The organism is Fluviicoccus keumensis, assembly GCF_004217445.1.
GTDB classification, from domain to species: domain Bacteria; phylum Pseudomonadota; class Gammaproteobacteria; order Pseudomonadales; family Moraxellaceae; genus Fluviicoccus; species Fluviicoccus keumensis.
The window spans coordinates 441,606-454,551 of record NZ_SHKX01000013.1; the positions used below are offsets into that span (position 1 = coordinate 441,606).

Consider the following 12,946-nt stretch of genomic DNA (forward strand, 5'->3'; position numbering starts at 1 on the left):
GGAGGCATCCCGGCCCGCGAGTTTTGGCGAAGGACACGGTTTTTGCTTCCTTTTTGCCAAGACAAAAAGGAAGGCCCGCGGCAGGCGGATGCCGGTCTTAAACCGACTGGACACCCCTCAAAAACCCCCGCATCATCCCCATCACCCCCCCGCCCCGGACCCGGCCATGAACACGGACCGCCACCCCCTCGCCCCGGCCAGTCTGGCCATCCTGGCCGGCATCGCCCTCTGGGGGCTGACCACCCTCATCACGCACAGACGCGAGCCTTGGGACAACAGCGCCTACTGGCTGTTCACCTACCCACTCGCCATCGCCGCCGCCATCCTGCTGAGCCATCGCTATCCGCAACAACCCGCCGTGCTCAGCCTGCTGGTGTTTGAGTCCCAGTTTGTGGCCATGGCCGTCAACAACCGCGAAATCGGCAACCTGTGGCCCATGGGGATGATGATGTTCGCCGTGATTGCCGTTCCGGCCATCCTTGGCAGCCAATGGGCCGCCCGCCGCAGCCCGCACCGGCAGGCCTGAAGCAGCCATTCAGAACAGCCACAACCCCATCACCCCCAACCCGCCACCCAGAAAAGCCCCTGCCAGCACATCGGTGGGGTAATGCAGGCCCAGCACCATCCGCGACAGTGCCACCAGCGGCGTGAACACCAGCAGCACGGGCAGCAGCGCCGGGAAGTTCGCGCCCAGCATCACCGTGAACAGCACCGCATGCAGCGTGTGCCCCGACGGAAAACTGAAATGGTCCAGCGGCCGCTCGCCCAGCACCACCGCCTGGTGCACCTGATAGGGCCGGGGCCGCAGCGTGCGCTGCTTCAGCAGCTTGTAGATCAGCACCCCGACCCCGGCGGTCAGCAGCGTCTGCCCCAGCAGCGGCAGCGCGGGCAAGCCTTCCGTCACGGCAATCAGCACGATGAGCGCGTACCAGAAACGGCCGTTACCGAGGCGGCTGATGTGCTTGAAGAAAACGGCGATGGCGCGGTGGGCGGAATAGCGGTTGAAGCGCAGGCACCAGGCCAGGTCCCAGTCAGCGACGGGGATGGAGGACAGCGGATTGTGCTTGTTCATGCGGACGGTTCTCCGGCTGCAGGGTCCAACATGCCGGAACGAACTGGAAGCCCGGCGACCCTGGGTGGGTTGGATATTTTTCATCCAGCGCAGGATGCGCCGCCGGGTTGACCGCCCCATGACAGAATCATGGCGGTTTGATGACAGCCGCTTAGCCCCTGAACATCGCCCGCAGCAAGGGCTTGCCGCTCAGCCGCTGCATCAGCAGCACCGCCGCTACATGCAGCGCCACGGCGGCCATCACCGCATCGGCCGCGACTTCATGCAGCCGCTGCACCCACTCCTCGCCCCAGAAACGGTCGGTTTCCTGCAGCCAGCCGGTCAGCGCCGTCAACAGCAGGCCCGCCAGCAGGAACAGGATCATCAGCGCCCCCGCCGGGTTGTGGCCGGGAAATTCGCCGTCACGGTCGGGGAACACGGCGATGTAGCGCCGCAACCGCGACGGGGTCGGCCAGAAGGCGCGGAACGCCGCCGGACCGCGGCCAAACAGCCCGTAAGCGATGCGCCACAGCACCAGCGCCGCCACGCCGTAACCGGCGCGGGCGTGCCAGTCCTCCCCGCCCTCCAGCAGCCCGTACGCCGCCAGGAACAGCGCGGCGTTCGTCCAGTGGAACAGCCGGACGGCCAGCGGCCACACCGTCAGCGTCATGGCTCAGTCCCGCGCCTTCTTCTTGACGATGGCGCCGGTCACTGGATTGAAATAGACCTCCACCTCGACGAATTTGGTCTTGGCCTCGTTCAGTCCCCAGCCGTAGATTTCGTAGCAGTTGCCATCCGTCACAAAGCGTTTGATGGCGAATCCGTACTCGTTGACGATTTTCTTCTGCATCTCCAACACCGGCAGCCACTGGTTTTGCGGGGCCTTCGGGCAATCGGCGGCGGCCGAGGCCAGGCCGGAAGCCAGCATCAATGCAGCAGCAGTCAGGATGTGTTTCATGGCAATTCTCCGGGTCAATCAAACGCTCGCCCAACGGCGGAGCAGGTTGTGGTAAATGCCGGTCAGCGGCAACAGCGCCTCCGGCGGGGTTTGGGCGGCGGTCAGCGCCTGGATCGACTGGTCCAGATCGAACAGCAGCGTGCGTTCGCCTTCGTCGCGCACCATGCTTTGAATCCAGAAAAAGGCGCAGACGCGCGCGCCGCGCGTGACCGGGGTAACGCGGTGCAGGCTGTCAGCGGGATACAACACCAGATCCCCGGCCGCCAGCTTCACCGCCTGCGCGCCGTAACGGGTCTCGATGGTCAGTTCGCCGCCGTCATAATCGGCCGGATCGGTCAGGAACAGGGTGGCCGACAGGTCGGTGCGCAGGGTGCGGCGGTCCGGGCCGAAGGTCATGATGGCGCTGTCGATGTGGGTGCCGAAATGCTCCTGGTCGCGGTAGCGGTTGAAGCGCGGCGGATAGATCTTTTCCGGCAGCGCGGCGGACAGGAACAGGGGATGGTTGCCCAGCACCCTCAGGATGTGGTTGCCCAGTTCCCGCGCCGTCGCCGAATCCTCCGGCAGTTGCCGGTTCTGCTTCACCGTCCCCGCCAGCGACCCGGCCGAGCGCAGGCCGTCTTCCCAGTCGGCACGGTCGAGGCCGTCGCGGAAACGGCGGACCGTCGCGGCGTCGAGGATGTTTTCAATGATGGTTAGCATACTGATGCTCCATTCGGTCAATGTCTGTAGGTCGAGCTTCAGCCCGACAATGCCCTTCGATCGGAGACCGTTGTCGGGTTGAAACCCGACCTACAACTGCGGGGAATGCAACGCCTCCGGCCCAATGGCATACACCGTCGCGCAGCCGGCCAGCGCCATGCACAATTCCAGTTCCTGCCGCAGCAGGCGCAACAGATGCGCCACGCCCAGCGCCCCGGCCACCGCCAGCGCATGCAGTTGCGGGCGGCCGATCATCACCGCGTTCGCGCCCATCGCCAGCGCGATGAAGGCGTCGCGGCCGCTGCGGACGCCGCCGTCCAGCAGCAACGGATAATCCGCTCCCACCGCGCAGCGGATGGCGGGCAACAGGTCGAGCGCGGAGGGCATGCCGTCCAGCGCCCGGCCGCCATGGTTCGACACCACCAGCCCGGCCACGCCCAGCGCTTTCATGCGCGCGGCGTCATCGGGATGCGCCACGCCCTTCACCACCACCGGCAGGCGGGTCAGGCCCAGCAGCCATTCCAGATCCTTCCAGCCCGGCGCATCGGCCATGACACCTTGAAATAGCAGACTTCCCCCGGCATTCAGCACACGGCGCGGCGGCGGGGCGTAGCCCGTCAGGTTGGCGGCGCGGACGGACGCGGGCATCACGAACCCGGCCCGTGTCGCCCGCTCACCAGCGGGCTGCACCGGCGTGTCCAGCGTCACCATCAGCGCACCGTACCCGGCCGCTTCGGCGCGCCGCACCAGATCGGCGGTGGCGGCGCGGTCAGGCTGGAAGTACAGCTGGAACCACTTCTCCCCCGGCGTCTCCGCCGCCACCGCCTCCAGCGTCACCGACGACAGGGTGCTCAGCACCAGCCCGGTATCGGTGGCGGCGGCCGCCCGCGCCGTCGCCCGCTCACCGTCCGGGTGCGCCAGCTGCTGGAAGGCCACCGGCGCCAGCAGCAGCGGGTGATGGAACGGACGGCCGAGCAGGCTCAGCGCCGTCGAACCGCCGCCGCAGTCACGCAGCAGGCGCGGCAGGATGCGGTGGCGAGCGAAGGCGGCCAGGTTGTCACGCAGCGTGATCTCCGCGCCGCTGCCGCCGTTGAGGTAAGCCAGCGTCCCGGCGTCCAGGAATTGCGGCGCGAGGCGTTCGTAATCGGCCGCCGTCAACAGGCCCGGCGGCAGCACGGTCAGGGATTTAGAACTCATAGCTCAGCGTCACGTTGGCATGGCGGGCATCGCCGATGTAGGTGAACGCGCCGCTGCGGTAGGCGGCCAGGTAGTAGTCCTCGTCGGTGACGTTGGCCACGTTCAGGCGCACGCTGGCCTTAGGCGTGAAGGCGTAGCTGGCGAACAGGTCGAGCACGGTATAGGCCGGGACTTCATAGGCGTAGGTTCCGGTCGTCGCGTTCCACGCGGCGGCGCTGTCGGGCTGACCGGCATAGCGCTCGCTGGCGTAGGTGACGGTGCCGCCAAAGGCGAATTTCGGCGTGACGTCGTAGTGCAATTGCAGGAAGGCGCTGTTCTCGGCGAAGTTGCTGAGGGTATGACCGACGCCGGTCGGGTCGGCGACGGACGCCAGCACTTCCGAGGTCATCACCGCCACGCCGAACTGTGTGCTCAGCGCCTCGGTCAGGTTGCCGCTCAGGCCCAGCTCAATGCCCTGCACCCGGTTCCGGCCGCTGTTGAGGGTGCCGGTGGTGGTGTAGCTGTTGGCGCTCAGGCCTTCCATCACGTCATCCTTGGTGATGCGGAACACGGCGGCGGTAGCCAGCAACTTCTCGTCGAACAGGTTCCACTTCGTGCCCAGTTCGATATTGGTGGTCTTTTCCGGACGGCTTTGCGTCACCAGCGTCGGATCGCCGTTGACGGTGCAGACGCCGCCGTAGCCGCAGTTCGCGCCCAAATCGGATTCGCCGCCGTTGATTTCGGAAGCGGTGCTCCAGTTCAGGTAGACGTTGCCTTCCCCGGTCAGCTTGTAGACGGTGCCGAGGTGGAAATTCCACAGGTTGTCATCGTAGGCATACACGGTTTGCGCCAGCGTGCCGGTGTTCTGCACCGTGTTGCGGTAGTCAAAGCGGTCGAGACGCGCGCCACCGAACACTTCCAGCTGGTCGCTCAGCGCGACGGTGTCCATCACCGACAGCGATACCGTCTTGATCCGCCAGTCGGAGTCCCACAAGCCCTTGTTCGGGCTGCGGCCCATCAGCCCGCCGATGTTGCCGATGGCATTGCCATTGGCGTCGAGGATGCAATAGGCGTTCTTGGCCGTCCCCGTGCCGGTAATGCAGTTGGCATTGGCGTTGTTGGGCGCGGTCAGTCCGTTATAGACGCCGTTCAGCACCTGCGAGTCGGTGTATTCCGCGCCGAAGATGAACTTGTGCAGCTTGCCCGCCAGCGTGGTGTCGAGGAACAGGTTGAGCTGGTCGGCCAGATAATCGACCTGCTGCCAGCCGTTGTGCGAGCTGAGGGTGATGGTGTCGATGCCGGGCGCGCTGTCGTTGGCGCCGCGCACCATGCCGCGCGCGCCGGTGGTGACATAGGCGTTCTCGGAACTGCCGCGCCGCAGGCTGTTGCTCAGGCGCAGGCCGTCGTTGAAGCGGTAAGTGGCGCGCAGCGTCGCCACGTCGACATCGGCGGTCAGGAAGTCCTGGTTTTGCAAATAGACCGGAATATCGGCGCGCGGCGTGCCGCCGTTCGGGGCGATGTAGGTGCCCAGATCCGGCTTGTCCTTCGCGGTGAGGTGATAGACATCGGCCAGCAGTTCCAGCTTCTCCAGCGGTTGCAGCAGCAACGAAAAGGCATAGCCGGTGCGGTCGCGGTCGGCCGGGGCGCGGTCGGGAATCTGCTCGTAGGCCTGCAGCAGGTTGGCGCGGAAGGCGGCAGTGTCGCTGAGGCGGTGGTTGGCGTCCAGTTCGATGCGGCGGTAGTCGTCGGTACCGAAGCCCGCCTTCAGCTTGGTGAAATCGTACTCGGTGCCGGCCTGCTTGCTGACGCTGTTGACCGCGCCGCCGATGGTGCCGCGCCCGGCAAAGGTGGCGCTGGGGCCCTTGGAAATTTCCACCTGCTCGCTGGCGAAGCTTTCGCGGATGGTCATGCCGGGATCGCGCAGACCGTCAACGAAGACATCGCTGCGCGCTTCATAGCCGCGAATGATGTAGCGGTCGCCAAAGGCATTGCCGTTTTCCCCGGTGCCGAGGGTAATACCGGGCTGCGCCTGCAAAATCTCGCGCAGGTCGGTACGGCCGGACTCCTCGATCTGCGTCTTGGTCAGCACGCTGATGGTCTGCGGCGTCTCGGCCAGCGGCTCGGCATGGCGGGCGTCGCCGGATACCCGTGCCTTGTAGGGCGCGCCGGGCTGGGCGTAGGGATTGGTGTCGATGGCGCGACCCTCAATCTGCAAGGTGTCCAGACTGACCGCCGCCTCGTCCGCCAGCACCGACGGCGACAGCAGCGCGGCGGAAACCCCCAGGATCACGGCGGGACGGGACGGGGCGGCGGCGCGCAGCGAGGCGGGCTTGCGGATCGGACTGGCGGACATCATGAACTCCTGCAATGAAGGTGAGCGATCTGGGGTTAACGGGTAATCAGCGAATATTCGACGGGGATGGTCAGCGTCAGCTTGTCCAGACCCAGGTCATCGGGCAGCGGCGGCATCGGGCTGGCGCGTTGCAGCATGTCCAGCGCGGCCTGGTCCAGCCCCGGCTCGCCGGAGCCGGTGACAATGCGCGCCGACAGCAGCTCGCCGCTGCGGCTGATGGTGAAGGTGAGCAGCACCGTGCCCTGGGTCTTGGCTTTCTTGAGGGCGGCGGGATAGGTCTTGTGGGCGTTGAGCCAGGCTTTCAGCTTGCCAAAATAGGGATGGCGGGCGTGGCGGGAACCGACACCGGAGCCGCTGCCGGAAAGGCCGCCCGTCGCCCCGCCGGTCGTCTGGCCGGTTCCACCGCTGACTCCGGCCGCCGGGGCCGTCGTAGCAGCCGCGCCACCCGTCTCGCCACCCCCGGCGACAGCGGCAACCGTCGGCTCTCCCGAAGACGCCGCGATTTCCGCCGGGGCGGTGGCGGCCGAAGCGGCCTCCGTCGAGGCCGCCGGAACGACAGCCACCGAGCGATTCACCGGCGACGGGATCACCGGCTGCACCGCCTGGGGCGTCGCCGGCTGCGCGGCGGGTGTTGGGGCGGCAGGCGCTGGCAAGGGCGCGGGCAGGGACAGGAAACGGGCGGTGCGCAGCGGCTCACCGGATGCCGCCAGCAACGCCATCGACATGTCGTCGCCGTCGCCCGCCTCGGCTTCCGGCGCCAGCGGCGAAGACAACAACGCCGCCTTCCAGCCCAGCGCCAACAGCAGCAGCGCCTCCAGCACCAGCGCCAGCCCGAACGCCAGCAGCCACTGCTGCGGCCGCACCGCTTGCCCACCTGTCGCGTAAAACACCGGCTTGACCCTCGTCATCTCCGCAAGATGATCGCATCCTAAACTTAATGATAATCGTTATCAATAGCATTTGCAGTGAGGGATGCAAAAAACCGGACGGCAAGGTCCGGTTAAGTGGGCTCATAAGGGAAGGCGATCGCCTAGCGCAGGCTGACCCGCTGCACCATCGGCTCGCTGAAACGGCCCAGCAAGGCTTCGACGCTGGGAATGCAGACATGGCGGCCCTGAACCTCCACCAGATGGTCTTCGCGCAGCTTGCCGATAATCCGCGACAGGGTCTCCGGCTGCATCGACAGCCGGGCCGCAATCAGCCGCTTCGGCAGCATCAGGTCGATTTCGGCGCGGTCGGCGGAACGGTCCTCCAGCTGCTGGATCAGGTACAACGCAAAGCGCTGGGTGGCGTTCTGCAGGGTCAGGGTTTCCAGTTCGCCCAGCCGCTGGTGCAGGCGCACGCTCAGGTGGCCCAGCAGGTGCATGCAGGCCTTCGGATTCTCGGACAGGGCCTGCATCATCGGCAGGTTCGGCACGCTCACCAGATGCACCGGCTCCAGCGCCTCGGCGCAGACCGGGTATTCCGAGCGCTGCATGAACATCACCGCCTCGGCAAAGGTCTGGCCGGGATGGATGATTTCCACCACCTTTTCCTGCCCGTCCGGGGAAATGCGGAACAGTTTCACCTTGCCGGACAGCACCAGGAAGAAATGGCTGGCGGGCTGGCCCTGACGGATCAGCAGCGCGGCGGCGGGCTGGTGGAATTCCCGGGTCGACGCCAGCAGGCGCTCCTGCACGGCGACGTCCAGATGATTGAACAGCGGGTGCCGCAGGATGGTGGCGCGCACTTCGGGAGCGGGAATCATGATCATGCACCTCGTGCCGGGCGGCTCGGCCCGGACTGCAAATCCGTGAAAAGAGCAGGAATCCGAACCACGGTTCCCGCCATGATTGAATCTAGCCCTCCTCCCGCTTGTCCTACACCTCGCCGAACGGACAGGAAACGGCTTCCGGAAGGACAGGCCGTCCTTGGCCGCCGCGACGACGGTTTCCGGCCGAATCCCCCAATGCACAAGGCGGCGGGCTGTGGCAGACTGGCCGTATTACCCGCAGACTTTCCGGAAGCCGCCGCCATCGTGCCATCCCTGTTCCGTCGCTTCGTCCTGCCGACCGCCTGCCTTTGCGCGGCCCTGCCCCTGTCCGCCGCGCATGCCGCCGTGGACGAGGCGCAGGCGCGCAAGGCCGGAGAGGCCGCCGTGCAGACGGTGATTCCGCGCAAGATGGCTTACAAGAAGCTGAAGCTGGGCTTCCTGCCCTTCAGCGCCCGGGTCAGCGACCTGACCATTTCCGAGAACGAGCGCTTCGCGCATCATCCGCTGCGCGACTGGCCGCATTTCTACACGGCGAAGGACATCAGCCTGACCGCCGACCTGCTGCCGCTGCTGATCGGCCGCATTTCCGTGACCCAGCTGGACATCCGCGACTTCCAGGCCAATGTGCTGGTCGACCGCGACTACACCCTCAACGTCGGCGACCTGATGCAGCAAAAGCGCGGACCGCTGATGAGCTGGCTGCGGATCAAGGATTTCCATGCCGCCAACGGCGCGGTGCGGGTGGTGGATGCCACGGCGGCGCGCGGCCCGGCCCGGCTGACCTTCGACGATATCGACGTGCGCTTCACCGGCTTCGCGCTGAAGGACAAATTCAACCTGAATGTCGGCCTGCGCACCCCTGGGGCGGCTGCCCGCAATGTCAGCCTGAGCGGCATTGCCGGGCCGATCCTCGATACCGTGCGCTCCGAGCAGGTGCCGCTGGATGGCGTGCTGACGGTCGACCAGGCGCCGATCCTGCCTTTCTCCGCCTATATCCCCGAGGGCCTGACCGCCTATCCCGCCGCCGGCACGGCGTCGATGCAGCTGCAACTGAAGGGCAACGCCTGGGACGGGATGAGCAGCCAGGGCGGCATCCGCCTCGACAACCTGGTGCTGGTCTCGCGCGACGGTACACTGCGCGGCAAGCCGTTCACGCTGGCGCTGGATATCGGCCGCAATATCGTCACCCTGAAGCAGCAGCAGATCGCGCTCAACAACATGGCGGTGAGCATGGGCCAGAACCGGCTGACCGTGGACGGCGTGGTGCGCGGCATTCCCCGACGGCCGGTGATTGATGTGGACATGCGCGCGGCCGCGATCGATCTGCCGTCGATGGAGGAGATCTATCCCTTCTTCCGCGCCTACCTGCCCAAGGGGCTGGTGTTCAAGGGCGCGGTGGCGCTGGATGCGCACGCCAAGGGCGACATGGATGGCCTGGGTTCCGACGGCACACTGGATGCCGGCGGGCTCAGCCTGTTCCTGGCCGATGTTTTCGAGAAGAAGCCGGGAGCCGGCCTCAAGGTCGGCTTCACCGCCCGGCTGGTGCCGAAGGAATTCACCATCAAGGCGCGCGCCAACGTTACCGGGCGCGAACTGACGCTGCTCAACGCCTGGCTGTTCCGGGACGGCCTGAAGCTGGCGCTGGGCAACCGCCTCACCGCCCGCCAGCTGGATGCCGTGATCAGCCCGGGCAACCGCCTCACCGCCGCCGCCGTGCGCGGCGTCATGGATTACGACACCGGCTTCGTCAGCTTCCGCAATTTCGCGGCGGAAGGACTGGCCGATAGCGACGGCACGGTCACCGATGCGTTGTTCACCGGTTCTTTCGACCTGAACCGGTTGTTCGTGCGCTGGGATGTCAGCGCACGGCTCTCGGCGACGCGGTCGCAGCAACTGCTGAAAGCCGCGCCATCGCTGGCGGCGCTGCTGGATGCCGACGGACGCCTGCCCTTCCGCTTCAAGGTGGAAGGCCCGATGGACAAGCCACGGGTTTTGGCGGGCGCCATGGTCGCGCCGCCGGTCGGAACCCCGGTGGCGGTCATTGGCGATCATTAGCGGACTGGTCATAATGCCGCCTGCCCGAAAGACGGCCGCGCTATAGGCTCCGGATAGGCCATGACAACAAAAAGAAGAATATGCTGAAAACGTCCAGGCTACTGCATACCCGCCACCGAGCCCTCCGGCTGCTGATGCTGGCGCTCTGCTGCGCCTGCGTCTGTCACGCCGCCCTGGCGGGAACACTGGTGGTCGACCCGGCCGCGCCGCGACTCACCCCCGGTCATCACCTCGATTATCTGGCCGACCCCGGTCGCAGCCTCAGTCCGTCCGAGGTCGGCCGTCGCACGGACTGGCAGCCGGTGCGCGGCGAAACGGCCAATTTCGGTTACAGTCACAGCGCCCTGTGGCTGCGCGCCAAGCTGCTGAACCCTTCGCCGCACCCGCAAAACCGCCTGCTGGAAATCGGTTATCCGGTGCTGGACAAGCTGCAGATCTGGGCGCAACCCTCGGCCGGACCGTCGCAGGCCTGGCTGCTGGGCGACAAGTTGCCCTTCGCCACCCGCCCCATCCTGCACCGGCATTTCCTGGTGCCGCTCACCCTGCCCGCCAACGGCAGCGTCGACCTGCTGATCCGTGTCGAAACCGGCAGCAGCGTGCAGGTGCCGGTCAACCTGTGGCAACCCGATGCCTTCCGCCAGCATGACGAACAGACCGGCCTCATCCTCGGCATGTATTTCGGCATCATGCTCAGCATGCTGCTCTACAACAGCTTCCTCTGCTTCTCCCTGCGCGAGCGCCAGTACGCGTGGTACGTCGGTTATGTCGCCGCCATCACCGTCTTCCTGGCCAGCCTGGACGGCCTCAGCTTCCAGTACCTGTGGCCGAACGCCACTATCTGGAACGACCGGGTGATCGTGTTCAGCCTGGCGCTGACGCTGTTCTTCGGGGCCCTGTTCGCCGGCAGTTTCCTGCACATCGAACGCGCCGGACGCGGCATCCGGCTGGCCATGCGGCTGACGCTGGCGGGCAGCCTGGCCAGTGCGGCGGCGGCCTTCCTGACGCACTACACCATTTCCATCCATCTGGTGGAAGGCTGCGCCATCGTCTGCATCCCGGTCATCTTCAGTTTCGCCGTCTATCGCGCCTGGCAGGGCTACAAACCCGCCCGTTTCTACATCGCCGCCTGGTCTTTCGTGCTGTTCAGCGGCATCGTGCTGGCGCTGGACAAATACGGCCTGATCGCGCATTCGGCGCTCACGGTGGTGGCGGTGCCGATCGGTTCGTCCATGCAGATACTGCTGCTGTCCTTCGCGCTAGCCGACCGGGTACAGCAGGAACGCCGCCGCCGCGAGGACGCCCGTATCGACATGCTGCGGATGCAACAGGAAGCCAATACCGCCCTGGAACTGCGGGTGCAGGCGCGCACCGTGGAATTGATGGAGGCCAACATCCGCCTGCAGGAGCTGACCATCACCGATGCGCTTACGGGGGCTCACAACCGGCGGCACTTTGACGAAGTCCTGCGGCAGGAAGTCAAGCGGGCCTTGCGCAGCGGCGACCATCTGGGACTGCTGATCATCGACGCCGACCACTTCAAGCGCATCAACGACACCTGGGGCCACCCGACCGGCGACGCCTGCCTGCAGGCCATTGCCCGGGTATTGCAGGGAGAGATACACCGGGAATGCGACACGGTGGCGCGGTTTGGCGGCGAGGAATTCTGCCTGGTGCTGCCCTCCACCGACGGCGACGGGGTGGCGCATGTGGCCGAAAAACTGCGGGCCACGCTGGAACAAACCCTGATCCCGGGTCCGCAAGGCCCGATACGCATCACGGTCAGCATCGGGGCGGTCAGCGTGGTGCCGGAAGATACCGATGACGACGTGCGCATGCTGGCGACCGCCGATGCCGCCCTCTATCTGGCCAAGCAGGACGGCCGCAACCGCGTCAGTGTGCGGCGCAGCCTGGACTGAACAAAAACCGACTTTTTCCGCTATACAATGCCATCCGTCAAGGAAACAGCGTCAACTGTCAGATAAACGGCGGGCGTTGTCCGGCAACGGCTTCCGGACCGATTGACTCCCGGGACCGCATCCACTGTCAGTCCGGTCATGGCCTGTGCAGGTTTTAACCACTATAAACCTGCGCGACATCACAACAAAGAATGAGAACGCCCTCACATTTTCGGCTTCGGCCGGTGCGGGCCTTCCGCCACGCATGGAGTCACCGCGCATGAAGTCACGCCTGTTTGCCCTCGGTCTGATCTTGGCCGTCCTGATGCCAACCCTCCCCGCTTTCGCCAACGGCGACGACGACCTCGACGAACTGCGCACGCCGCTGGGCAACGAATGGCGGCTGACCCGCCACGACCAGCGCCGCAACATCAAGACCTGGTCGCGGCTGGAAGACGGCAAGCGCTATCGCTCGTTCAAGGTGGAAGCGGAACTGGAAGGCACGGTCGACTCGTTGGCGCACGTGTTGCTGGATTTCGAGAACTACACCAAGTGGTTTTGGGAAACCCGGGAATCGAAGCTGGTGAAGCAGGTCTCACCCACCGAATTCATTGTCTACATGGTGCATAACGCCCCGGCCGGATTGCCCGACCGCGACACCGTGCTGCGCGGCGTGCTGGAACCGCAGACCCGCACCAAGCCCTTTGTGATGCTGCGAGTGACCGCCGCGCCGGACTACATGCCGCAGAAGCGCGGTCTGGTGCGCATGCCCGCCGAGGAAATCACCGTCAAGTTCTCGCCGGTGGCGCCAAACAAGATCCATGTGGAAGCCGAGGGTTATTTCGACGCGGGCGGCACCGTCCCCGCCTGGGCGGCCAACTTCGTGCAGCGCAGCGCGCCCTACAGCGTCATCCTCGGCATGCAGCGGATGATGGGCCAGGACCGCTACATGCTGGCGAAGAGCCCGTTGCCCTTCACCGTTTACGGCTGGTCGAACTACAACTGA

At 65.9% G+C, this 12,946-nt stretch carries 12 protein-coding genes; 4 read left to right on the forward strand and 8 right to left on the reverse strand.

Features of this window, described 5'->3' with window-relative positions:
* The first annotated feature begins 166 nt into the window (after positions 1 to 166).
* Positions 167 to 526: a hypothetical protein gene (locus EV700_RS12885; protein ID WP_130414397.1), complete on the forward strand. Its 360-nt coding sequence runs from the start codon at positions 167 to 169 to the stop codon at positions 524 to 526.
* Between the two features lie 9 nt (positions 527 to 535).
* Here EV700_RS12885 and EV700_RS12890 read toward each other — a convergent pair whose 3' ends face one another.
* From EV700_RS12890 to EV700_RS12925, 8 genes are all read right to left on the reverse strand, one after another.
* A complete protein-coding gene (locus tag EV700_RS12890; protein ID WP_130414399.1) occupies positions 536 to 1,072 on the reverse strand; it encodes a phosphatase PAP2 family protein in 537 nt (178 codons plus the stop codon).
* A gap of 151 nt (positions 1,073 to 1,223) precedes the next feature.
* The gene (locus EV700_RS12895; protein ID WP_130414401.1) at positions 1,224 to 1,721 is read right to left on the reverse strand and encodes a cytochrome b/b6 domain-containing protein; all 498 of its coding nucleotides are present in this window, start codon (positions 1,719 to 1,721) and stop codon (positions 1,224 to 1,226) included.
* Positions 1,722 to 1,724: 3 nt separating this feature from the next.
* Positions 1,725 to 2,009, reverse strand: coding sequence for a PepSY domain-containing protein (locus EV700_RS12900; protein ID WP_130414403.1), 285 nt, complete (start codon positions 2,007 to 2,009; stop codon positions 1,725 to 1,727).
* Positions 2,010 to 2,027: 18 nt separating this feature from the next.
* Entirely contained in the window at positions 2,028 to 2,708 is a 681-nt protein-coding gene (locus EV700_RS12905) for a Fe2+-dependent dioxygenase (RefSeq protein ID WP_130414405.1), read from the reverse strand.
* 90 nt (positions 2,709 to 2,798) lie between these two features.
* On the reverse strand, positions 2,799 to 3,905 hold the full coding sequence (locus tag EV700_RS12910; RefSeq protein ID WP_130414407.1) for an alpha-hydroxy acid oxidase: 1,107 nt from the start codon (positions 3,903 to 3,905) through the stop codon (positions 2,799 to 2,801).
* Complete coding sequence (locus tag EV700_RS12915) at positions 3,895 to 6,237, reverse strand: TonB-dependent receptor (RefSeq protein ID WP_207224672.1); 2,343 nt, start codon at positions 6,235 to 6,237, stop codon at positions 3,895 to 3,897. The genes EV700_RS12910 and EV700_RS12915 overlap by 11 nt, the downstream gene beginning before the upstream one ends.
* A 35-nt stretch (positions 6,238 to 6,272) precedes the next feature.
* The gene (locus EV700_RS12920) at positions 6,273 to 7,127 is read right to left on the reverse strand and encodes an energy transducer TonB (RefSeq protein WP_130414411.1); all 855 of its coding nucleotides are present in this window, start codon (positions 7,125 to 7,127) and stop codon (positions 6,273 to 6,275) included.
* A gap of 140 nt (positions 7,128 to 7,267) precedes the next feature.
* Positions 7,268 to 7,984: a Crp/Fnr family transcriptional regulator gene (locus tag EV700_RS12925; RefSeq protein ID WP_165391472.1), complete on the reverse strand. Its 717-nt coding sequence runs from the start codon at positions 7,982 to 7,984 to the stop codon at positions 7,268 to 7,270.
* A 201-nt stretch (positions 7,985 to 8,185) separates the two neighbouring features.
* On the opposite strand from EV700_RS12925, the gene EV700_RS12930 reads away from it, so the two are divergent.
* The 3 genes from EV700_RS12930 (at position 8,186) to EV700_RS12940 (ending at position 12,946) form a co-directional block, all read left to right on the forward strand.
* Complete coding sequence (locus EV700_RS12930; RefSeq protein WP_165391473.1) at positions 8,186 to 10,045, forward strand: AsmA family protein; 1,860 nt, start codon at positions 8,186 to 8,188, stop codon at positions 10,043 to 10,045.
* Positions 10,046 to 10,125: 80 nt separating this feature from the next.
* Positions 10,126 to 11,961 carry a sensor domain-containing diguanylate cyclase gene (locus tag EV700_RS12935; RefSeq protein ID WP_130414417.1) on the forward strand — a complete coding sequence of 612 codons (1,836 nt, stop codon included), beginning with the start codon at positions 10,126 to 10,128 and terminating at the stop codon, positions 11,959 to 11,961.
* A gap of 259 nt (positions 11,962 to 12,220) precedes the next feature.
* Complete coding sequence (locus EV700_RS12940) at positions 12,221 to 12,946, forward strand: SRPBCC family protein (RefSeq protein WP_130414419.1); 726 nt, start codon at positions 12,221 to 12,223, stop codon at positions 12,944 to 12,946.

Excerpts from the sequence above, each read along its gene's own strand:
- EV700_RS12885 (WP_130414397.1), top strand. The coding sequence starts at position 167 with ATGAACACGGACCGCCACCCCCTCGCCCCGGCCAGTCTGGCCATCCTG.
- EV700_RS12890 (WP_130414399.1), bottom strand. The coding sequence starts at position 1,072 with ATGAACAAGCACAATCCGCTGTCCTCCATCCCCGTCGCTGACTGGGAC.
- EV700_RS12895 (WP_130414401.1), bottom strand. The coding sequence starts at position 1,721 with ATGACGCTGACGGTGTGGCCGCTGGCCGTCCGGCTGTTCCACTGGACG.
- EV700_RS12900 (WP_130414403.1), bottom strand. The coding sequence starts at position 2,009 with ATGAAACACATCCTGACTGCTGCTGCATTGATGCTGGCTTCCGGCCTG.
- EV700_RS12905 (WP_130414405.1), bottom strand. The coding sequence starts at position 2,708 with ATGCTAACCATCATTGAAAACATCCTCGACGCCGCGACGGTCCGCCGT.
- EV700_RS12910 (WP_130414407.1), bottom strand. The coding sequence starts at position 3,905 with ATGAGTTCTAAATCCCTGACCGTGCTGCCGCCGGGCCTGTTGACGGCG.
- EV700_RS12915 (WP_207224672.1), bottom strand. The coding sequence starts at position 6,237 with ATGTCCGCCAGTCCGATCCGCAAGCCCGCCTCGCTGCGCGCCGCCGCC.
- EV700_RS12925 (WP_165391472.1), bottom strand. The coding sequence starts at position 7,984 with ATGATTCCCGCTCCCGAAGTGCGCGCCACCATCCTGCGGCACCCGCTG.
- EV700_RS12930 (WP_165391473.1), top strand. The coding sequence starts at position 8,186 with ATGCACAAGGCGGCGGGCTGTGGCAGACTGGCCGTATTACCCGCAGAC.
- EV700_RS12935 (WP_130414417.1), top strand. The coding sequence starts at position 10,126 with ATGCTGAAAACGTCCAGGCTACTGCATACCCGCCACCGAGCCCTCCGG.
- EV700_RS12940 (WP_130414419.1), top strand. The coding sequence starts at position 12,221 with ATGAAGTCACGCCTGTTTGCCCTCGGTCTGATCTTGGCCGTCCTGATG.